Source organism: Skermanella aerolata KACC 11604, assembly GCF_000936425.1.
GTDB lineage: Bacteria > Pseudomonadota > Alphaproteobacteria > Azospirillales > Azospirillaceae > Skermanella > Skermanella aerolata.
The window spans coordinates 1-21953 of the sequence record NZ_AVFK01000022.1 but is presented as its reverse complement, the minus strand read 5'-3'; the positions used below and the strand labels follow the sequence as shown (position 1 = coordinate 21953).

The 21953-nt window shown below is 65.3% G+C and carries 17 protein-coding genes; 7 read left to right on the top strand and 10 right to left on the bottom strand.

What is annotated here, in order from left to right:
* Window positions 1–71 precede the first annotated feature (71 nt).
* From N826_RS23265 to N826_RS23245, 5 genes are all read right to left on the bottom strand, one after another.
* Window positions 72–2219 carry an acetate--CoA ligase family protein gene (locus N826_RS23265; RefSeq protein WP_044432736.1) on the bottom strand — a complete coding sequence of 716 codons (2148 nt, stop codon included), beginning with the start codon at window positions 2217–2219 and terminating at the stop codon, window positions 72–74.
* Between the two features lie 182 nt (window positions 2220–2401).
* The gene (gene frc, locus N826_RS23260; RefSeq protein WP_044432735.1) at window positions 2402–3676 is read right to left on the bottom strand and encodes a formyl-CoA transferase; all 1275 of its coding nucleotides are present in this window, start codon (window positions 3674–3676) and stop codon (window positions 2402–2404) included.
* Between the two features lie 121 nt (window positions 3677–3797).
* Window positions 3798–5567, bottom strand: coding sequence for an oxalyl-CoA decarboxylase (oxc, locus tag N826_RS23255; RefSeq protein WP_044432732.1), 1770 nt, complete (start codon window positions 5565–5567; stop codon window positions 3798–3800).
* 41 nt (window positions 5568–5608) lie between these two features.
* Window positions 5609–6298 carry a GntR family transcriptional regulator gene (locus N826_RS23250; RefSeq protein WP_044432731.1) on the bottom strand — a complete coding sequence of 230 codons (690 nt, stop codon included), beginning with the start codon at window positions 6296–6298 and terminating at the stop codon, window positions 5609–5611.
* Between the two features lie 232 nt (window positions 6299–6530).
* On the bottom strand, window positions 6531–9842 hold the full coding sequence (locus N826_RS23245; RefSeq protein WP_044432728.1) for an HWE histidine kinase domain-containing protein: 3312 nt from the start codon (window positions 9840–9842) through the stop codon (window positions 6531–6533).
* A 220-nt stretch (window positions 9843–10062) separates the two neighbouring features.
* On the opposite strand from N826_RS23245, the gene iolG reads away from it, so the two are divergent.
* Genes iolG through N826_RS23220 form a run of 5 tightly spaced genes read left to right on the top strand, consistent with a single transcriptional unit; the run spans window position 10063 to window position 16433 of the window.
* Complete coding sequence (iolG, locus tag N826_RS23240; RefSeq protein WP_044432726.1) at window positions 10063–11058, top strand: inositol 2-dehydrogenase; 996 nt, start codon at window positions 10063–10065, stop codon at window positions 11056–11058.
* A gap of 36 nt (window positions 11059–11094) precedes the next feature.
* On the top strand, window positions 11095–12942 hold the full coding sequence (gene iolD, locus N826_RS23235; RefSeq protein WP_044432725.1) for a 3D-(3,5/4)-trihydroxycyclohexane-1,2-dione acylhydrolase (decyclizing): 1848 nt from the start codon (window positions 11095–11097) through the stop codon (window positions 12940–12942).
* A 31-nt stretch (window positions 12943–12973) separates the two neighbouring features.
* The gene (gene iolE, locus N826_RS23230; RefSeq protein WP_044432723.1) at window positions 12974–13870 is read left to right on the top strand and encodes a myo-inosose-2 dehydratase; all 897 of its coding nucleotides are present in this window, start codon (window positions 12974–12976) and stop codon (window positions 13868–13870) included.
* A gap of 27 nt (window positions 13871–13897) precedes the next feature.
* Entirely contained in the window at window positions 13898–15397 is a 1500-nt protein-coding gene (locus tag N826_RS23225; RefSeq protein WP_044432722.1) for a CoA-acylating methylmalonate-semialdehyde dehydrogenase, read from the top strand.
* A 49-nt stretch (window positions 15398–15446) separates the two neighbouring features.
* Complete coding sequence (locus tag N826_RS23220; RefSeq protein ID WP_211099356.1) at window positions 15447–16433, top strand: Gfo/Idh/MocA family protein; 987 nt, start codon at window positions 15447–15449, stop codon at window positions 16431–16433.
* A 115-nt stretch (window positions 16434–16548) separates the two neighbouring features.
* Here the strand turns inward: N826_RS23220 and N826_RS23215 are convergent, their stop codons facing one another.
* From N826_RS23215 to N826_RS23200, 4 genes are read right to left on the bottom strand one after another with little or no spacing between them, the layout of a single operon-like run.
* Window positions 16549–16881 carry a DUF6285 domain-containing protein gene (locus N826_RS23215; RefSeq protein WP_044432720.1) on the bottom strand — a complete coding sequence of 111 codons (333 nt, stop codon included), beginning with the start codon at window positions 16879–16881 and terminating at the stop codon, window positions 16549–16551.
* The gene (locus tag N826_RS23210; RefSeq protein ID WP_044432718.1) at window positions 16878–17945 is read right to left on the bottom strand and encodes a phosphotransferase family protein; all 1068 of its coding nucleotides are present in this window, start codon (window positions 17943–17945) and stop codon (window positions 16878–16880) included. Before N826_RS23210 ends, N826_RS23215 begins: the two co-directional genes overlap by 4 nt.
* Window positions 17942–19138: an acyl-CoA dehydrogenase family protein gene (locus N826_RS23205; protein ID WP_044432716.1), complete on the bottom strand. Its 1197-nt coding sequence runs from the start codon at window positions 19136–19138 to the stop codon at window positions 17942–17944. The genes N826_RS23210 and N826_RS23205 overlap by 4 nt, the downstream gene beginning before the upstream one ends.
* A gap of 31 nt (window positions 19139–19169) precedes the next feature.
* Window positions 19170–19937 (bottom strand): SDR family NAD(P)-dependent oxidoreductase, encoded by a 768-nt coding sequence (locus tag N826_RS23200; RefSeq protein WP_044432844.1) that lies wholly within the window; start codon window positions 19935–19937, stop codon window positions 19170–19172.
* A gap of 138 nt (window positions 19938–20075) precedes the next feature.
* Here N826_RS23200 and N826_RS23195 point away from each other — a divergent pair, with 138 nt between their 5' ends.
* Complete coding sequence (locus N826_RS23195) at window positions 20076–20768, top strand: TetR/AcrR family transcriptional regulator (protein ID WP_084721076.1); 693 nt, start codon at window positions 20076–20078, stop codon at window positions 20766–20768.
* Here the strand turns inward: N826_RS23195 and N826_RS23190 are convergent.
* A complete protein-coding gene (locus N826_RS23190) occupies window positions 20714–21421 on the bottom strand; it encodes a GntR family transcriptional regulator (RefSeq protein ID WP_044432715.1) in 708 nt (235 codons plus the stop codon). The two genes, N826_RS23195 and N826_RS23190, sit on opposite strands and share 55 nt — an antisense overlap.
* Before the next feature lie 213 nt (window positions 21422–21634).
* Between N826_RS23190 and N826_RS23185 the strand changes: the two genes are divergently transcribed.
* On the top strand, window positions 21635–21953 hold a 319-nt coding region (locus N826_RS23185; protein ID WP_044432713.1), incomplete at its 3' end, for a hypothetical protein.

Here is a 21953-nt window from a genome sequence, read left to right as displayed (position 1 = left end):
TCCCGCATCCTCCTGTGGAGATGTGGGAGCGGGCGGAAACCCGCTCCCACGATGCGGAAAGTTCAGGAGTCTTACAGCAAGCCGGCAGCCCGTGCCCACTTATACTTTGCGCCTAGCACCGCGACCGGCGTTTCGGTGGAGTACGGATAGGCTACGATGCCGTGCTGGTAGAGGTAATCCGCAGCTTCCTCGACCTCCACGTCACCGGCCAAAGACGCCACCACCGGCTTGTCGATGCCCTTCTCGCGCATTTCCTGCACGACGTCGATGATCACCTTGGCGAAGACCATCGGCGGGGTGATGATCGTGTGCCAGTAGCCCAGGATCAGCGAGTGGATACGCTCGTCTTCCAGACCCAGCCGGACGGTGTTCTGGTAGGTGGTCGGCGGCTCGCCGCCCGTGATGTCGACCGGGTTGCCTGCCGCGCCGAACGGCGGGATGAACTTGCGGAACGCCGCGTCCAGATCGGCCGGCATCGTCATCAGGTTCAGGCCGTTGTCGACGCAGGCATCCGACAGCAGCACGCCGGAACCGCCGGCGCCCGTGATGATGACCACGTTCTCGCCCTTGGGGGTCGGCAGGACCGGCACGCCGCGGGCGAACTGGAGGAGATCCTGGAGCGAACGGGCGCGGATGACGCCGCTCTGCTTCAGCACGTCCTCGTAGATCTTGTCGTTGCCGGCGAGCGCCCCGGTGTGGGAGCTGGCGGCGCGGGCGCCGAGCGAGGTGCGGCCCGCCTTCAAAACGACCACCGGCTTCTTCTTGGAGACCCGCTTGGCCGCGTCGGAGAACGCCCGGCCGTCCTTCAGGTCTTCAAGGTGCATAGCGACGATCTGGGTGTTGTCGTCATGCTCGAAGAAGGTCAGCAGATCGTCTTCGTCGATGTCCGACTTGTTTCCAAGGCCGACGATGGCGGAAACGCCCATCTTGGACGAACGGCTGAAGCCGATGATCGCCATGCCGATGCCGCCGGACTGGGACGAAAGCGCCGCCTTGCCCTTGACGTCGAACGGCGTGCAGAACGTCGCGCACAGGTTCATCGGGGTGTAGTAGAAGCCGTAAATGTTCGGCCCCATCAGGCGGATGTCGTATTTCCGCGAGATCTCGACCAGCTCGTCCTGGCCCTCGACGTTGCCGGTCTCGGCGAAGCCCGACGGGATCAGGATGGCGCCGGCGATGCCCTTTTCACCGACCTCGGTCAGCGCCTGAGCGACGAACTTGGCGGGAATGGCGAAGACGGCGATATCGACGTTGCCGGGGATGTCCTTGACGCTTCGGTAGGCCTTGTAGCCCAGGACTTCGTCAAGCTTGGGGTGGACCGGGTAGATCTGGCCCTTGTAGCCGCCGTTGATGAGGTTCTTCATCACGGAGTTGCCGATCTTGCCGTTCTCCGGCGACGCACCGATGACAGCGACGCCTTCGGGCTTCATGATGCGGTTCATCTTGTTGAGGATCTGTTCCTCGTTCGGACGATACCGCTGAACCTTGACTTCGAAGTCGAGCACGATGCGGACGTCGGCGGCGGTGGCGCCGTCGGCACGGGCGAACACGGGGTTCAGGTCGAGCTCGACGATTTCCGGCACTTCGTCGACCAGACGGGAGACGTTGACCAGGATGTTCGCCAGCGCTTCGCGGTCCACCGGATCGGAGCCGCGGACGCCCTTCAGCATCTCGGCCGCCTGGATGCCGTCGAGCATCGACAGCGCGTCTTCGTGGGTGACGGGGGCGAGGCGGAAGGTGATGTCCTTGAGGACTTCGACCAGGATGCCGCCGAGGCCGAAGGCGACCAGCTTGCCGAAGCTCGGGTCGGTGACGGCGCCGACGATGACTTCCTGGCCACCCTTCAGCATCTGCTGGACCTGGATGCCGTGGATGTCGGCCTTGGCGTCGTAGGCCTTGGCGTTGTCGACGATCTTCTGGTAACCGGCGCGGACTTCGTCTGCGCTGTTGACGCCGACCAGCACGCCGCCGGCTTCCGTCTTGTGCAGGATCTGGGGGGAGACGATCTTGAGCACGACCGGGAAGCCCATGCCTTCGGCCATCTTGACGGCTTCGTCGGCGGACTTGGCAAGGCCTTCCTGCGGCACGGGAATGCCGTAGAGGTCGCAGAGTTCCTTGGCTTCCGGGGCGGTCAGGCTGTCACGGCCCTCGGCCTTCGCCTTGCCGAGCAGGCGGCTGACGATTTCCTTGGAATTTGCTTTATCGATTACCGCAGTCATTGGGGTTTCCTCTCTGACGATCTTCTGGAGTTTCCCGCTTGTTGCAGCCGTGGAGGGGCTGTCGCGGAATTGCCCAAGGGACTCCACGGGGTCGAATTCTTTTTGAAAGACGCTGTCTTGTTGGCCCACGGCCCAACCTACAAGTTACGTCACCCGTAGGTTGGCCCGTGGCCCAACACTCGTTATTCGGCCGCCAACCGCGTAGCCTGTCCGACCGCGCCGGAGTTCTTGATCTCCGCGATCCGGTTGTCGTCGAAACCCAGCACGTCGCGCAGGATCTCTTCCGTGTGCTCGCCGAGCAGCGGCGAGCGGGTCACTTCGGTCGGGCTGTCCGACAGCTTGATCGGATTGCCGACGCTCAGATACTTGCCACGGGTCGGGTGATCGACCTCGACGATCGTGCCGGTGGCGCGCAGCGACTGGTCCTCGGAGATCTCCTTCATGGACAAAATCGGTCCGCAGGGGATGTCGTACTTGTTAAGGATCTCCATGGCCTCGAACTTGGTCTTGGTCATGGTCCACTCTTCGACCGTCGCAAAGATGTCCTTCAGCTTCGGCAGGCGAGCGGCGGGCTTGGCGTATTCCGGATCGGTGACCCATTCCGGCTTGCCGATGACGGTGCAGATCTTCTCCCAGACAGGGGCCTGGGTGATGAAGTAGATGTAGGCGTTGGGATCGGTCTCCCAGCCCTTGCACTTCAGGATCCAGCCGGGCTGGCCGCCGCCCGAGGCATTGCCGGCGCGCGGCACGGTGTCGCCGAACTCGCCGTGCGGGAACTGCGGGTATTCCTTCAGCGGGCCGTGGGCCAGACGCTGCTGGTCGCGCAGCTTGACGCGGCAGAGGTTCAGCACGCCGTCCTGCATGGCCGCCAGGACCTGCTGGCCGCGCCCCGAGGTGTTGCGCTGATAGAGCGCCGCCACGATGCCGAGCGCCAGGTGCAGGCCGGTGCCGCTGTCGCCGATCTGGGCGCCGGTCACCAGCGGCGGGCCGTCGTCGAAGCCCGTGGTGGACGCCGCACCGCCGGCGCACTGCGCCACGTTCTCATAGACCTTGCAGTCCTCGTAGGGACCGGGACCGAAGCCCTTGACCGACGCCACGATCATGCGCGGATTGAGTTCCTGGATGCGCTCCCACGAGAAGCCCATCCGCTTCAGGACGCCGGGAGCGAAGTTCTCGACCAGCACGTCGCAGGTCCGGACCAGTTCTTCCAGGACCTTCTTGCCCTCGGCCGACTTGGTGTCGAGCGTGATCGAGCGCTTGTTGTGGTTCAGCATCGTGAAGTAGAGGCTGTCCGCGTCCGGAATGTCGCGCAACTGACCCCGGGTGATGTCGCCCTCGCCGGGCCGCTCCACCTTGATCACGTCGGCGCCGAACCATGCGAGCAATTGGGTGCAGGTCGGCCCCGATTGAACGTGGGTGAAATCTAGAATGCGGACGCCGTCTAATGCCTTGCCCATATTGTCCTCCCGGGGTCTCTCTTGTGGTGTGTCAGTGACCGCGTTTTTTGGTTGTCGTTTTTGCTTGAAGTTCCTGGCCGGCGGCCTGCGCGCAGGGAGCAGGCCGCCACTTCGCCGATAGCTACTGCGCCGGGGCCTTGCGGACCGAGCTGGTCGGGTTGAGGCTGCCGATGTTGCCGCTCTCGGTGCCGGCCGCCGGGTCGATCACCGCGTTGATCAGGGTCGGCTTGCCGGAGTCCATGGCTTCGCTGACGGCGCGGTACAGCTCGTCCGGAGCGGTCACATGCACGCCGACGCCGCCGAAGGCTTCCATCATCTTGTCGTAGCGGGTGTCCGGCATGAAGACCATCGGCGACGGATCGCTGCCGCCGGTCGGGTTCACGTCGGTACCGCGATAGATGCCGCTGTTGTTGAAGACGACGACGCAGATCGGCAGCTTGTACCGGCAGATCGTCTCGACTTCCATGCCCGAGAAGCCGAAGGCGCTGTCGCCCTCGATCGCGAGCACCGGCTTGCCGGTTTCGACGGCTGCCGCCACGGCATAGCCCATGCCGATGCCCATGACGCCCCAGGTGCCGACGTCCAGGCGCTTGCGCGGCTCGTACATGTCAATGATGCCGCGCGCCAGGTCGAGCGTGTTGGCGCCCTCGTTGACCAGGATGGCGTCCGGCCGCTCCTTGACGACCCGGCGCAGCGCGCCCAGGGCACCGTGGAAGTTCATCGGAGACGCGTTGCTCATCAGCTTCGGCGCCATCTTGCCGATATTGGCTTCCCGGCGGGCGCTGACGGCGCTTACCCAATCGGCCGGCGGTGCGGGCCAGTTGCCATCGATCCCGGCCAGCAGGGCCGACATGCAGGAGCCGATGTCGCCGACGACGGGCGCCACGATCTCGACGTTGCTGTCCATCTCCTTCGGCTCGATGTCGATCTGGATGAACTTCTTCGAACCGGGAGCGCCCCAGGTCTTGCCCTTGCCGTGCGACAGCAGCCAGTTGAGGCGTGCGCCCACCAGCATGACGACATCGGCATCCTTCAGCACCATGGAGCGCGCGGCGCCGGCAGACTGCGGATGGGTGTCCGGCAGAAGACCCTTGGCCATGCTCATCTGGAGGAAGGGAATGCCGCTCTTCTCGACCAGCGCCCGGACTTCTTCATCCGCCTGGGCGTAGGCCGCACCCTTGCCGAGCACGATCAGCGGCCGCTTGGCGCTCTTCAGCACATCCAGGGCGCGGGTGATCGCGCTGGGGTCGGGGAGCTGAGCCGGCGCCGGGTCGATGACCTTGACCAGCGACTTCTTGCCCTCTACCTCGTCCAGCACCTGGGAGAACAGCTTGGCCGGCAGGTCCAGATAGACGCCGCCCGGACGGCCGGAGACGGCGGCGCGGATCGCCCGCGCCACGCCGATGCCGATGTCCTGGGCATGCAGGATGCGGAAGGCGGCCTTGCAGAGCGGCTTGGCGATGGCGAGCTGGTCCATCTCTTCGTAGTCGCCCTGCTGGAGATCGACGATCTCACGCTCGGACGATCCGCTGATCAGGATCATCGGGAAGCAGTTGGTGGTGGCGTTCGCCAGTGCCGTCAGGCCGTTGAGAAAGCCGGGGGCCGAAACCGTCAGGCAGACGCCCGGCTTCTTGGTCAGGAAGCCCGCGATCGCGGCGGCATTGCCGGCATTCTGTTCGTGACGGAACGAGATGACCCGAAGGCCTTCGGCCTGCGCCATGCGCAGCAGGTCCGAGATCGGAATGCCGGGCACGGTGTAGAAGTTCTCGATGCCGTTCAGCTTGAGCGCATCGATGACGAGTTGAAAGCCATCCGTCAACGCCGGCGGTGTATCGGTTTCCGACACGTCCGCGGCTTGGTTCTTGACCGCTGTTGCAGCCGCACTTGACATAAGAGTTGCTCCTCCCCGAGCTCTTAAAGTTTCAAGGTCGGTCAGTCGAGAAAATTGCAGTGCTTCTCGACATGGGCCGCCAAATCGAGCGTATGGTCGCGCACGAGGCGTTCGACCAGATCCGCGTCCCGCTTCTTCAGCGCGTCGATGATGTGCCTGTGCTGCACCATCGACCGATGCGCCCGGTCATCCTGATGAATGGTGATCTTGCGGATCGCGCGGATGTGGACGAACAGGTTCTCGGTTATCTCGAAGATCAGGTTGCAGTCCGACGAGCGGATGATCGACTGGTGGAACTGGATGTTGGCATCGGAGTATTCGTCCAGATGCTCGTCGAGCCCGTCGTCGTGGAACCCGAGGAAAAGCTCTTCCAGGTCGCGTATTTCCGCATCCGTCGCACGCTGCGTGATCAGCCGGGCGGCCATGCTTTCCAGGGCCGCCCAAACGGTGATCATCTCGATGATCTCGCGCTTGGTCTTGCGGACCACGAAGATGCCGCGCCGGGGCACCGAGCGCACGAAACCTTCCCGCTCCAGCAGCGCCATCGCTTCGCGCACCGGGGTCCGGCTGACGCCAAGGGCTTCGCACAGTTGCCGCTCGTCCAGGCGGATCTCGCTGGGATGGTCGTAGATGCCCATCTGCGAAATGGCGCTCTTCAAAGCGGCATACGCCTTGGTTTTGAAACTGGCCCCCGTATCCAGGGGCTCGACCGCGAACTTCATGGTGTTCATCACTGCCTCCACCCGTCCCGGCTCTTGATGCCTTGCGGCTATTCGTCCGGTGTTCGGCTCGGTATTCGCGTTCCGGCCTCTGAATGAAGAATATTGTATACCAGATACGGTCTACCCGACAACGCCTTTGTTCGGTTCGGGCGAAATTTCTTTTTCCGCACAGTGGAAAAGGCGCAACAATCTTGTTGCGCCGCAGCAAAACAAAGTCGGCAGGCGCTTGAATAAACGGTTTTCAGCTTACCGCAATGCGGTTGGAAAGCGGTACGACCACTCGGCAGACCACGCCCTGCGGACTGAAGTCGAGATCGACCTCGCCGTCGACTTCGTGCGCCAGCCCCCGTTCGATCAAGCGGGAGCCGAAGCCGCGGCGCTGGGGCGGGACGACCAAAGGACCGCCGCTTTCGCCCCACTCGATCCGCAGTGACGGCTTGATGCCGTCGGTCACCGCCCATTCGAGCGTCACCTCGCCCTGCTCCACCGACAGAGCGCCGTATTTCGCGGCGTTGGTTGCCAGTTCGTGCAGCGCCAGATGGAGCGAGACCGCCATGCCCGGAGCCAAGGCCACGGCAGGTCCGGAGATCTTAACCCTTCCCGCCGGCGTCGTATGTGGATTGAGCGTCATCTCGGCGACTTCGCGCAACGAGGCGCCGCGCCACTGCTCCTTGGTCAGCAGGTCGTGCGCCTGGGCCAGCGCCTGGAGCCTGGACTGGAAGGCTTCGGGAAACCGCTCGGCGGCGGGGGTCGCCCGCAACGTCTGGGACGCGATCGACTGCACCATGGCCAGCGTGTTCTTGACCCGGTGGTTCAACTCCTCCAGCAGGAGGTGCTGGCTCGCCTCGGCCCGCTTTCGCTCGGTGATGTCCACGCAGGCGCCGGTCATATAGGAAGGCCGGCCGTCCTCGCCGCGAAAGGTCTTGCCCTGATCCAGGATCCAGCGCACCGAGCCGTCCGGCTGGGGCACGCGGTATTCCATCGACAGATCGGCGCCGTCGCTCATGCACGCGTCGCACTGCCCGGTCACGGCCGCCCGGTCTTCGGGATGAACGAGGTCCAGGAAGTCCGGCATGGTCGCGACCTTGTGCCGGATGTCGAGACCGAACAGCCGATCGAGCGCGTCGTCCCATTCAAGGACACCGGTCCGCATGTCCCATCGGAAGGTGCCGGTACCGGACGCCAGCAGTGCTGCCCGCAGCCGCTCCTCTGCGCGGCTGGCGCTGGCCTCGGCCTCGCGCCGTTCCGCGCGCAGCCGGGCCATGACCAGACTGGCCCGGACTCTGGCCTTCAGCTCGCGGGCGGAGAACGGCTTGACGAGATAGTCGTCGGCCCCGGCGTCCAGTCCCTCGACCTTGGCTTCCTCGCCGGCACGGGCGGACAGCATCACGACCGGCAGGTCGCGAAGAAGCCGGTCGGCCCTGATCGTATCCAGCAGCGCGAATCCGTCGAGCCGGGGCATCATGACGTCGGTCAGCAGCAGGTCGGGCAGCCGCGTCCGGATGGCGTCCAGGGCCGCCTGTCCGTCCGCCACCGCTTCCACCTCGCAGGTGGTGGAGAGCAGCCGGGCGACGTAGTCGCGCATGTCGGCGTTGTCGTCGGCCACGAGGACGCGCGGCCGGCCAAGCTGCCGGACCGTCTCCTCGTCCCGTCCCGCCGGTACGGCGTCGACGGCGTCCCGGCGCCCGGAGGTATCGTCGTCCGGCAGCCAGCGCAGGGCTTCCTCGACGAAGGCCCGAGCCCGCATCGCGGGTGCAACGGTATCGTGTCTCGCCCCGATGGACCGTTCCGGCAGATGCGCGGCGCCGAACGGAACGGTGATGGTGAACGTGCTGCCCTGTCCTAGTATGCTTTCGGCCGAGGCCGATCCGCCATGCAGGTTGGCAAGTTCCTGGACCAGCGCCAGCCCGATCCCACTGCCCTCATGGGTCCGGCCTTGCGCGCCCTCCACCCGATGGAACCGCTCGAACAGCCTGGGCAGTTCATCGGCGGCGATGCCGGTGCCGGTATCGCTGACGGCAAGCCGGGCGGACGCATCGTCGGCGGAGGGCCGCAGCGATACCGTGATGGAACCGGCGAGCGTGAACTTGAACGCGTTGGAGATCAGGTTGAGGACGATCTTTTCCCACATCTCGCGGTCGACATGGACCTGCCGGGGCAGCGGGGGACAATCCACGATCAGCTCCAGCCCGGCTTTATCGCAGGCCGAGCGGAAGCTGCTGGCGAGGTCCGCCGTCAGGGTTGCCAGATCGGTCGGCTCGAACGCCGCCTGTGCCCGGCCGGCCTCGATCCGGGAGAAGTCGAGCAGCATGTTGACCAGCTTGAGCAGGCGGAGGCTGTTGCGATGGGCGACCTCGACGGCTTCCCTGCCCTTGGGCGACAGGTCCTTCATGGCCGTCAGGTCTTCCAGCGGTCCCAGCATCAGGGTCAGCGGCGTCCTGAATTCGTGGCTGACATTGCTGAAGAAGGCCGTCTTGGCGCGGTCGATCTCGGCCAGCGCCTCGGCGCGCCGGCGCTCCTCCTCGTAGGCCTGGGCATTGCCGATCGCCGCGGCGACCTGCCCCGCCACCAGCGACATGAATCCCTGGTAGCCCTCGTCGAACAGACGGCAGGGGTTGAGACCCGCAACCAGCACGCCGGCGCGTCCCGACTGCCCTGCGGGTGTGACCGGCAACGCTATCGCCTGCGTCGGCGGCTGGTCCCAGGCGCCGCTCGGCAGACAGTTGCGGAAACGGCCGGACAGATCAGGCACGACGACGGCGGCATTGCCGGCCATGGCCTCGCCGAGCGGCCAGACGGCGGAAGGGTCGTTCAGGTCGACCTCGAGCGGAGCGGCATCATGGCCGGGCTCGATCCCCGAAGTGCCGGCCAGCGTCGCCCGTCCCGTCGCCGGGTCGATCATGTAGATCATCGCGAAGGGAAGGTCGCGCCGGTTCGTTTCCAGCGCCTCGACGCTGCGGGCACAGGCGGCCTCGATCGTCCGGGCTTCCGAAGCACGCGCCGCAAGCTCCTGGAGCAGCGCCAGCTGCCGGCCGCCGACGATCCGCTGGGTGTCGTCGGTATTGGCGCAGATGATGCCGCCGGTGCCGCCCTCGTCGTTGGGAACCGGGCTGTAGGAGAATGTATAGTAGGTCTCTTCGCGGTAGCCGTTCCGCTCCATCAGCAGCAGCAGGGCTTCGTCGTAGGTGCCCTCGTTGTGGTGCATCGCCGATTCCGCGCGCGGCCCGACCTGATCCCAGATCTCCCGCCAGACGGCCGAGGCCGGCTGGCCCAGCGCCCACGGATGCTTGCCGCCGAGGATCGAGCGGTAGGCGTCGTTGTGCAGGTTGATCAGGTGGTCGCCCCACCAGACGAACATCGCCTGCCGCGAGGTCAGCAGGATACGCACGCAGGTCTTGAGACTGCGCGGCCAGCCTTCGGGGGGACCGAGCGGCGTCGCGGCCCAGTCCATCGACCTCATGAGCCGGCCGGCTTCGCCTCCACCCGCGAACAACTCCGAGCCGAGCGCATCCCCCCGGTTTCCCGACTGCGCCTGTTCATTGGGCGACGGCATAGCTTCCTCTGGAACAAACGCACAATGAGCAATGAACACATACGACGCGATTTCGGCCACGCGGATTTGTGCCGGCTATGCAGCCGGCTTCCAGCGGGACAGACCGGCCTTGCCCCGAGAGACATGCCGCAAGAGACTTAAGGTCTGACCTTTGTCCCTCTCCCATTCTGTGGGCAGAACCTTACAAGATACGTCCAACAAATATGCCGGGGGAGGAAAAATGATCAGTTTCGCGATACTGGGCTGCGGCCGTATCGGCCGGATGCACGCCCGCAACATCAAGGCCCATCCGCGCGCCGAACTGGTCGGCGTCTACGACGTGGTGGCGAAGGCCGCCGACGAGGTGGCGGCGGAACTGGGGTCCAGGGTGTTGGGTTCGGTCGACGAGGCGCTGAACGATCCGAAGATCGACGCCGTCTTCATTGCGTCCTCCACCGACACCCACGTCGACCTGATCACTCGATCCGCCAAGGCCGGCAAGGCCGTGCTGTGCGAGAAGCCGATCGACCTCGATATCGCCCGCGTCGAGGCCTGCTGGACCGAGATCGGCAAGTTGGACCCTCTCGTCATGATCGGTTTCAACCGGCGCTTCGACCCCTCCTTCAAGGCGTTGCGCGACCGCATCCAGGGCGGCGAGTTGGGCCGGCTGGAGCAGGTCGTCATCACCAGCCGCGACCCGGCGCCGCCGCCTGTTCAGTACGTCAAGGGCTCCGGCGGGCTGTTCCGCGACATGACGATCCACGACTTCGACATGGCGCGCTATCTGGCCGGCGACATCGTCGAGGTCCAGGCCATGGGCGGCAACCTGATCGATCCGGGCATCAAGGAAGTCGGCGATATCGACGCCGCGATGATCGTCATGCGGGCTGCTTCCGGGGCGTTGGTCCACATCAACAACAGCCGGCGGTGCAGCTACGGCTACGACCAGCGGGTCGAGGCCTTCGGCGAGAAGGGCATGCTCCAGGCCCATAACCGCCGTGCTACGACGGTGGAAGCCTGGGGGGCCGAGGGAACGCAGGCCCGTGACCCCGTGTTGAATTTCTTTATCGAGCGCTACTTCGAAGCTTACATGGCTGAAATCAACCACTTCGTCGATTGCGTGGAGAAGCACGAGAAGCCGCTGGCGGGCTTCCCCGAGGGCCGCGAAGCCCTCCGTCTCGCCGACGCCGCCTTGGAATCGCTGAACACCGGCCGGAGCGTCCGCCTCGACGGCTGAAACTCCGAAAGAAAAGAAACGGGGGAGGAAAACGCGATGGAGAAGACGATCCGTCTGACCGCCGCCCAGGCGGTGGTCCGGTATCTCGCCGCCCAGCGCTCCGAGATCGATAGCGCTGACGTACCGCTGTTCGCCGGCTGCTGGGGCATCTTCGGCCACGGCAACGTCGCCGGACTGGGCGAGGCGCTGTATCATGCCCGCGAGACGCTGCCGACATTCCGCGCCCATAACGAACAGGGCATGGCGCTGGCGGCGGTCGCCTTCGCCAAGGCGAAGAACCGCCGCCAGATGATGGCCTGCACGACCTCGATCGGGCCGGGTGCCGCCAACATGGTCACCGCCGCCGGCGTCGCCCATGTCAACCGCCTGCCGGTGCTGCTGCTGCCAGGCGACGTCTTCGCCAGCCGCCGGCCCGATCCGGTGCTCCAGCAGATCGAGGACTTCAACGACGCCACCGTCAGCGTCAACGACTGTTTCCGCCCTGTTTCCCGCTGGTGGGACCGGATCACCCGCCCGGAACAACTCCTGACCTCCCTGCCCCGCGCGATCCAGGTGCTGACCGATCCGGTGGACTGCGGGCCTGCGACCCTGTGCATGGCGCAGGACGTCCAGGCCGAAGCCTACGACTATCCGGAAAGCTTCTTCCGTCCTCAGACCCATCGCATCCGCCGCCCCGCTCCCGATGCTGACGAGTTCTCCCGCGCGCTCGACCTGCTGAGCAAGGCGGAGCGTCCGCTGATCATCGCGGGCGGCGGCGTACTGTACTCGGAAGCCACTGAGACGCTTCGAGAGTTCGCGGCGAAGCACGCCGTCCCGGTCGCCGAAACCCAGGCCGGCAAAAGCTCCATGCCATGGGACCATCCCCAGGCCGCCGGCTCGGTCGGTGTCACCGGCAGCAGCGCTTCCAATACGCTGGTGCGCGAGGCCGATGTGATCCTGGCGGTCGGCACCCGGCTACAGGACTTCACGACCGGCTCCCGCGCCCTGGTGCCTGGCGAGGCGGCATTGATCCAGCTCAACATTCAGGCTTTCGACGCCGGCAAGCACCGCGCCGTTCTGCTGGTCGGCGATGCTAAGCGGACGCTGGAGGACCTTACGGCGGCACTTGGCGGGTATAGATCATCACCGGTCTGGCAGCAGCGCACGGCGGCGCTGATCGAGGAATGGAACGGCGCGGTCGATCAGGCGACCTCGCCGACCAACGCCCAACTGCCGTCGGACGCCGAAGTGATCGGCGGCGTCAACCGGGCGGCCCAGTCCGACGACATCGTCGTCTGCGCCGCCGGCGGCCTGCCGGGCGAGTTGCATAAGCTGTGGCGATCGGGCTCGCCTAATGGCTACCACATGGAATACGGCTTCTCCTGCATGGGCTATGAGATCGCCGGCGGGCTCGGCGTCAAGATGGCCCATCCCGACCGCGAGGTCTTCGTCATGGTCGGCGACGGCAGCTACATGATGATGAACTCGGAGCTTCAGACCTCCGTCATGCTGGGCCGGAAGCTGATCGTCACTGTCCTCGACAACAGGGGCTTCGGCTGCATCAACCGGCTCCAGCGCGCCTGCGGCGGCGAGAGCTTCAACAACCTGATCCGCAACGTCGATCACCGCGTCGACGAAAGCTGGATCGACTTCGCCGGCCATGCCCGCAGCCTGGGCGCCATCTCCGAGAAGGTCGCCAGCATCGCCGAGCTGGAACAGGCGCTCCAGCGCGCCCGCCAGTCCGAACGGAGCTATGTCGTCGTGATCGACACCGACCCGATGCCGACGACCGAGGCGGGAGGCGCATGGTGGGATGTCGCCGTTCCGGAGGTCTCCGAACGCGGACAGGTCCGCGATGCCCACGCATCCTATATCGAGGCCCGCCGCGATCAGGCCCAGGGCTGATCGGTCAACGATAAGAAACGGGAAGACTTGAATGACGGTCAAGCTGGGTACCAATCCGATCGCCTGGAGCAACGACGACCTGCCCGAACTGGGGGGCGACACCCCGTTGGAAACCTGCCTGCGCGAAACCCGCGAAGCCGGTTTCACCGGGACCGAGATGGGCAACAAGTTTCCCAAGCAGCCCGACGCCCTGAAGGCGAAGCTGGGAGAATACGGGCTGGAGTTCGTCTCCGGCTGGTACGGCGCCGAGCTTCTCACCCGCACGGTCGAGGAGGAGATCAGGGCCATGCAGCCCCATCTCGACCTGCTGGCGGCCTGCGGCTGCAAGGTCATGGTCTTCGCCGAGACCTCGGGCACCGTGCAGGGCCGGCGCAACGTGCCGGTCGCCGACCGTCCCGTCATGGAAGAGGACGAATGGCCGGGCTACCTGGACCGTATCGCCAAGCTGTCCGAATACATGGCCGGCAAAGGCGTCGCCCTGGCCTTCCACCACCACATGGGCACGGTGATCGAGAAGGCTGCGGAAGTCGATCGCCTTCTCTCCGGCACCCCCGATACGGTCGGCCTGCTGTTCGACACCGGCCACTTCACCTTCGCAGGCGACGATCCGGCCGCCGTTTCGAAGAAATGGGCGAAACGGATCAACCACGTCCACGCCAAGGACGTCCGCGCCGACGTGCTGAAGCGAGCCCTGGCCGAGCGCTGGAGCTTCCTGGAGTCCGTCATCAACGGCGTCTACACGGTCCCCGGCGACGGCTTCGTCGACTTCGAGGCGGCGCTCCGGCCCATCGCCGATGCCGGCTACGGCGGCTGGATCATCTGCGAGGCCGAACAGGACCCGGCGAAGGCCCATCCCCTGACATATGCCCGCAAGGGCTATGCCCACCTGCGGGCAACGGCCGAGAAACTCGGCCTTACCGTTCAATAACCGGCTAATAATCGAGGTAACTACCCCATGGCGACCGAAATTCAGCATTTCATCGGCGGCAAGCTGGTCCCCGGCAAGAGCGGCAAGTTCGCACCCGTCTTCAACCCGGCGACCGGCGAGCAGACCGGCTCGGTGCCGCTGGCGAACGAGGCCGACATGGCCGATGCGGTGGCCGCCGCCAAGAAGGCCTGGCCGGAATGGGCCGCCACGACGCCGCTACGCCGCGCCCGCATCCTCAACCGCTTCCTGCGTCTGCTGGAAGAGAACGAGAAGCGCATCGCCGCCTGCATCACGTCGGAACACGGCAAGGTGCTGTCGGACGCCGTCGGCGAGCTGACACGCGGCATCGAGGTGGTCGAGTTCGCGACAGGCGCCCCGCAACTCCTCAAGGGCGAGATCACCGAAAACGTCGGGACCAGCGTCGACAGCCACTCGCTGCGCCAGCCGCTCGGCATCGTCGCCGGCATCACGCCGTTCAACTTCCCGGCCATGGTGCCGATGTGGATGTTCCCGGTGGCGCTGGCCTGCGGCAACTGCTTCATCCTGAAGCCTTCCGAGCGCGACCCTTCGACCTCCCTGATCCTGGCGGAGCTTCTGAAGGAAGCGGGCTTGCCGGACGGCGTCTTCACCGTCGTCCACGGCGACAAGACGGCGGTTGACGCGATCCTGCGCCACCCCGACATCTCGGCCGTCAGCTTCGTCGGCTCCACCCCGATCGCCCGCTACATCTATGAGACCGCCGCCCTCAACGGCAAGCGCTGCCAAGCCTTGGGCGGCGCCAAGAACCACATGGTCATCATGCCCGACGCCGACATGGATCAGGCGGTGGACGCCCTGATGGGGGCGGCCTATGGCTCCGCCGGCGAGCGTTGCATGGCGGTTTCGGTCGCGGTGCCGGTTGGAGAGAAGACCGCCAACACCCTGATCGAGAAGCTGGAACCGAAGATCCGCGGCCTGAAGATCGGACCCGGTACCGATCCCGAAGCGGAGATGGGACCGCTGGTCACCGCCCAGCACCTCGCGAAGGTGCGCGGCTACATCGACCAGGGCGAGCGCGAGGGCGCCAAGCTCGTGATCGACGGACGCGGCTTCAAGATGCAGGGCTACGAGGACGGCTACTTCCTGGGCGGCACCCTGTTCGACAACGTCACCACGGATATGACGATCTATAAGGAAGAGATCTTCGGACCGGTGCTGTCGGTCGTGCGGTCGCCGGACTACCAGACGGCGGCCCGGATGATCAACGAGCACGAGTACGGCAACGGCACGGCGATCTTCACCCGCGACGGCGACACGGCGCGCGAGTTCGCGCACCAGATCCAGGTCGGCATGGTCGGCATCAACGTGCCGATCCCGGTGCCGATGGCGTTCCACAGCTTCGGCGGCTGGAAGGCCTCGCTGTTCGGCGATCACCACATGCACGGTCCCGAGGGTGTGCGCTTCTACACCAAGCTGAAGACGATCACGTCGCGCTGGCCGACCGGCATCCGGGCCGGGGCCGACTTCATCATGCCGACGATGCGCTGATCGACCGACAGGACTCACAGGGGCAGGAAACCGAGGGATTGAGGAAACGATGACGATGAATGTCTGCATGGTCGGCTACGGCATGATGGGCGTCTGGCACACCGAGGCGCTGAAGGGGACCGATGCCGTCCTGCACACCATCGTCGGCCGCAATCCCGAGGGCTCCCGGGAGTTCGCCGAGCGCTACGGCTACCGCAAGTGGTCGGTGCGGCTCGACGAGGCTCTGGCGGACCCGGAGATCGATATCGTGATCCTGGCTACGCCGAGTGACCTGCACGAGGAGCAGGCGATCGCCTGCCTAAACGCCGGCAAGCACACCCTGATCGAGATCCCGATCGCCATGAGCCTCGGCGGCGCACGCCGCGTCGTCGAGGCCGGCGAGAGGAGCGGCAAGATCTACGGTCTCTCGCACCCCATGCGCTTCCGGCGGGAGCGCGAAGCGCTGCTGTCCCGCACCCGCTCGGGCGAGGAGAAGATCCGCCACATCGCCGGCCGCTTCTTCATCAAGCGACTGGTCAACATCGGCGCCACCGGCTATCAGCGAAGCTGGACCGACAACATCCTGTGGCATCACTTCTGCCACTTCGTCGACCTCGGCATGTACCTGTTCGACGGCGCGCCGATCCGCCGCGTCCAGAGCTACCTGGGCGAGTTGCATCCCACTACCGGCATTCCGATGGAATGCATCGTCATGGTCGAGACCGAGGCTGACCAGTCTCTGCTCGTCCACGGCTCCTACCACGCGGAATACCGCTTCTATGACAAGCTGATCGTGACCGACAAGGACACCTACTTCTACGACATCTTGTCCGGCACGCTGAAGACATCGGAAGGCACGGTCGAGATCGAGGCCGAGCAGCAGAACTGCACCCGCGTCACGCTGGACTTCCTGGATGCCGTCCGCGAAAACCGCCCACCCCGCGCTTCCGGTCCGTCCGTCCTGCCGGCCATACAGATCCTCGCCCAAGTCCAGGACGAATGGGACGCCCGCCACGGCGCCCGAGCCATACCGGGCCGGCCACTGCCGCGAGACTGATCCCGTCACATTAATCCGGAATATTGACCTGTAAAATTTCTTTCGCCCGGTGAGGCCGGAGTGTTGCTGCGCCTACTCGAGCCTTCCAAGCACTGAACCAAGCGATGGAGCGGCGTTACGCCGCTCCCGGCGGGACAGGGTCGAGCAGCCTCGGGTTCGATATGGCGAGCCGTGCTCGCGTCAGCTCCCACAGCACCTTGCGCAGGTCCGCCTGACGTTCCGGCGCATCGTAAGTTCCAGCATCGATATCGCTGCACAACTGCGGGATTTGAGCTTCCAGCGCCGCTTCCGGCTTCGCCGCCAGTTCGCGTTCCGCGATGCTGAGCGCGTTGGCGATCATCAAGGCTTCGAAGCGCCGCTCCGCCGGAATGGCGGGCAGGACGGAGTCGCGGAAGGTCTGGAGCGCTATGCTCACCAGACCGCGCGCATCGGGTTCGTCGTTGATCATGCGGTCCTCCCGAAAAGAGTGCGGCCGTCTAGCGAATCAAGGTGCCGCAGCAGATCCTGCTCGATCTCCGGCAGCATGCGGCCGGTCAGCGCCAATTCGATCGACGGCTCCGTGCCGGAGGTGTGGCGCATCCCCTGCTGGATCGCCACCGCCGCCCAGCGCAGATAGGCCGCGGTCTCCCAGTACGCGACGGCTTCCTGATCGACCCGGCGGCCCGCCGTCTCTTCGTAGCCGGAGTAGAAGTCGGCCCGGTCCGACAGACCTCCGGCCTCGCGTCCGGCCTGCCCGAACCGCCAGGACGCGGCGCAGAACCATGCCAGATCCTCCATCGGGTCGGACCAGCCGGCGAACTCCCAATCGATGATAGCGGTCAGCCGACCCTGATCGACCATGTAGTTGCCGGTGCGGTAATCGCGGTGGCACAGCACGACTTCGCCTGCTGGCGGAGCATACAGCGTCAGCCAGCGCAGCCCATACGCCAGGACAGGGTCCGTTCCGGCGAACCGCCCCATCCACTCCCGGTAATCGCGCTCGCACTGCAATCCCGGCGATGGCTCCGGCATCGGCAGGAAATCGAGCCCGGCAGTCCCCGGCTTGATCGAATGGATCAATCCCAGCTGCCGGCCCATCTCGCGCGCCAGTTCCCGCTGCGGCTGCTCCGCCTTGACCACCTTGCGGCCAGCGGCAACGCCAAGCGCCCGGCGCATGATGTAGAACGGCGCTCCCAGCAGCGCGTCATCCCCGGCAGCCGGGTCGCTGATGAACAGCGGCTCGGGCGCCCGTGCGCCGGCGGCGAACGCCGCGCGCAGGACCATTCCTTCCTCCGCCTTGCCCAGGCTGGCCGAAACGCCGCTGGCCGAACCGGTGCGAAGCACCGCCTCGTGGCGCCCGGCAAACGCGCCGCCTTCGATCTCCAGCGTCACCGCAAGGTTGAGGGAGATGGCGCCGCCGCTTAAACGACCTTCGTCCACCACCGTCACCCGGTCGGCGCCGGCCTTGTCGGCAATCCAGGCTTCCAGCCGGGGCAGTCGAGTCTCATCGAGCAGGGGGGCTTCCGCCGTCATGACCAACTCCAGAAGCGGTCGCCCTCGCTCAGGTAGGAACGGCTCAGCACCATCTTGTGGACCTCGGAAGCGCCGTCCACCAGCTTGGCCTGCCGGGCGTAGCGGTAGATCCATTCCAGCACAGTGTCCTTGGAATAGCCCCGCGCACCGCAAAGCTGGATCGCGGTATCGACCGCCTTGAACAGCGTGTCCGCAACCTGGACCTTGGCCATCGACACTTCCTTGCGGGCGAAGCCGCCCCGGTCCAGCTCGTTCGCCGCCTTCATCACCAGCAGCCGGCCGATCTCGATCTGCATCGCCGCCTCGCCCAGGAGCCACTGGACGCCTTCGTGCTCGGCCAGCTTGGTCCCGAAGCTGTCGCGCTCCTTCACGTATTCGCCGGCGATCTCCAGGCTGCGCTTGGCAAGGCCGGTCCAGCGCATGCAGTGGGTCAGGCGTGCTGGCCCCAGCCGGATCTGGGTCACCTTCAGCCCGTCGCCGATATTCATCAGGACGTTCTCGTCAGGGATTTCCAGACCGTCGAAGATCAGTTCGCAGTGACCGCCGTGCTCCTCCGGTCCCATGATCGGGATGCGGCGGACGATCTCCCAGCCCGGCTGGTCCTTGTAGAACAGGAAGGCGGTCAGGCCCTTGCGCGCGTCGTCGGAGGTTCGCGCGATCACGATGAAGTGCTCGGCCTCCCCAGCACCCGTGATGTACCACTTGCGGCCCTTGATGACCCAGCGGTCGCCCTTGCGCTCCGCCACCGTCTTCATCATCGACGGATCGGACCCGCCGCCGGGATGCGGCTCGGTCATCGCGAAGGCGCTGCGGACCTTGCCGTCGATGATGGGCTGAAGCCAACGCTCCTTCTGAGCATCGGTCCCGATCTTGTTCAGCACCATCATGTTGCCGTCGTCGGGCGCCGCCGAGTTGAAGCAGACCGGCCCGAAGATCGACCGGTTCATCTCCTCGTAGCAGGCGGCCATGCCGACCAGCGGCAAGCCCTGTCCGCCCCGCTCCTTCGGCATCTGAAGCGACCACAGCCCTTCGGCCTTCGCCTTGGAGCGCAACCGCTCCAAGGCGGCATGGCCGATGTTCTCGTGCTCGTCCCAGTTGGAGCGGTCGGCCTCAACCGGCAGGATCTCGCGCTCGACGAAGGAGCGGACCCGCTGGCGATAGTCCTCGATCTCGGGCGACAGGGAAAAATCCATTGCGAAGCACCCCTCGGCTATAAGCAAACGGTTAAAGCGAACTCACGAGGTGACCGCCGTCGACGGCGATCACCGAGCCCGTCATGTAGGATCCGGCGTCGGAACACAGCAGCAGCAAAGGTCCGTCCAGCTCTTCCAGCCGGCCCAGTCGGCGTTGCGGAATGCGCCGGATCAGCGCCTTGCCGGCATCCGACGCGAAGAAGTCCTGGTTCAACTCCGTCTCCAGATAGCCGGGGCACAGCGCGTTGACCCGGATGTCATAACGGGCCAGTTCCAGCGCCATCGCCTTGGTCAGATGCACCAGACCGCCCTTGGACGCGACATAGGAGGACACGTGCCCGGCGACCCGCATGCCCAGGATGGAGGCGATGTTGACGATGGAACCGCCCTTGCCGCCGTCGCGCATCCGGCGCGCCGTTTCCTGGGCTACCAGGAAGCAGCCCTTCAGGTTGGTATCGACGACCTTGTCCCAGGCGTCCTCGTCCATGTCGAGGAACGACCCACTCGCCGTGACGCCCGCGTTGTTGACCAGGATGTCCAGTCCGCCAAGCGCATCCGCCGCCTGTCCGACCGCGCGCCGGACGGACGCTACGTCGGTGACGTCCAGTTCGATCACCTCGGCGGTACCGCCGGCACCGGTGATCGCGGCGCGTACTTCATCGAGGCTGGCGGTTCGCCGCGCCGCCAGGGCCACTTGGGCGCCGGCTTGCGCCAGGACGCCAGCGAAGTGGCGGCCGAGACCGCTGGATGCACCAGTCACCAGTGCCTTGCGGCCCGCCAAATTGGAGATTCCTGTCACGCCCAAAGCTCCTCCTCCCAGTCCGTCTTGTTTGCGGTTAAAAAACGAGCGAGCGCTCGATATATAAACTAACGCGCTTCCTCGTACAACAGGCTATGATGCTCCGGCCCTGTCGAACTAAACACGGACGGAGACGAAATGAGCACCTTGCTGGAGTTTCAGGAGCGGTTCGACCTGTCGATGGAAGCGCTGTGCGCCCGCATGCTGGAACGCCACCAAGCCACCATCCGCATCCGCAAGCCCGCCGTCGCCATCGCCAACCTCGCCCGCATCGTCGAGACGACGCTGACGCTCGCCAATGCCAAGGGCTTCCACTCGATGAGCCTGCGCGACCTGACGGAGCACACCGGCCTCAGCATGGGCGCGCTCTACGCCTATTTCGACAGCAAGGACACGCTGCTGATGATGATCCTGGGGCAGGTCGTCGTTGCGGTCGAGGACGTGCTGACGCATCCGCCGCCGAGCCTAGAAGCCGATCCCGCAGCACGCCTGCGCTGGCTGCTGGAAACGCACCTGTACCTGACGGAAACGATGCAGCCCTGGTTCGTCTTCGCCTATATGGAAGCGAAGGCATTTCCCCGCGAAGGCCGCGACCTCGCCGTCGCCAGCGAGCTGACCACCGAACGCCTGCTGGCCGAAGCGCTGGAGCAGGGAGCACGGGCCGGTGTTTTCCGGATTGCCGACATAGAGATGACGTCCGCCCTGATAAAGCCGCTGCTCCAGGACTGGTACGTCAAGCGCGCCAAGTACCACCGGCGCGGCATCACGCCGGAACGCTACGCGCAGTCGGTCATCGATTTCGTCGAAGCCGCGATCCGTCCCTCGCGCTGAGCCTTCAGCCGGGCGACGAAGATATCAGATGCTCCGCAGATATGCTTACGCGCCAGCATTTCGGCGGCGTCCCCATCGCCCTTGCAGACGGCGTCCAGGATACCGGCGTGCTCGTCCCAGAGAGCACCGGGTACGCTGTCGCCTTCACGCAGCACCTCACCCATCACTCTTCGCAGATAGTCCCAGTGCGGCTTGGTCGTCTCCGCGATCAGCGGATTGCCGGAAAGCTCGTACAGGAAGCAGTGGAACCGGGTGTCCATCTCGATCTGCTGTGCCACGGAACCGCTTTCGATGGCTTCCCTGCCCCGGGCGATGATAGCGGGACCGTCGATCCGGGCACGTGCCGCGCCGTTCTCGGCCGCCATGCGGCATGCCAGCCCCTCCAGCACCGAACGGATCTTGTAGAGGTTGCGAGCATGTTCCTCGTCCAATGCCGCCACGACGAGGCCGCGCCGGGGGGCGTCGTTGACAAGGCCATGGCTGCGCAGGAGCAGCAGAGCTTGCTGCACCGGCTGTCGCGACACTCCATACGCTTCCGCAAGCTCGTCCTGGATCAGCCGCGAGTTCGGTGGCAACGTCCCTTCCGTGATCTCGGTCAGGATCGCGTGATACACTTGCTCGACAAGCCGGGGCTGGGGAGTGAGAGCGCGCATGGATTCCTCGTCCGAGTTCCGAATAGGTCAATAGTGTCGTTTGAAACTGTATGTGGCGGTGCAGCAAATAAATCTTCAACTTTCCCGCTAACGAAGCGTTGAGGAACCTTGAAGAGTCTTCGAATTCGGAATACCGTATTCGAAAATGGGCGTCGATGGCTACAGTCCAAGCGTCTTAGGAAAGAAAAAGGTAAAATATTCCAGGGAGGAAACATGCCCGGTCCCGAAACCCGGATCGACGGCAAGCCGTGCGAGGGTTCCCTGAATCAAGGTCTTCAGCGGCGTCAGGTGCTGGCTCTCGGATCGGCGGCGGTGGCTGCCTGCTGCTTCGGCGCTTCCGGTTCCGCTTTGGCGGATGATCCCGCCCTGGCCGCCAAGCGGCCGCAGAAAGGCGACTGGCTGGTCATCGCCGACGAGGGCGAGCACGAGGGCAAGGTGGTCACGCTGGATATGCTGAGCGTCGGCGGCGCCATGATGAACGCGTGGCCGGTCGATGCCGAAACCAAGACCACGCGGTCGAAATCCCGTTTCA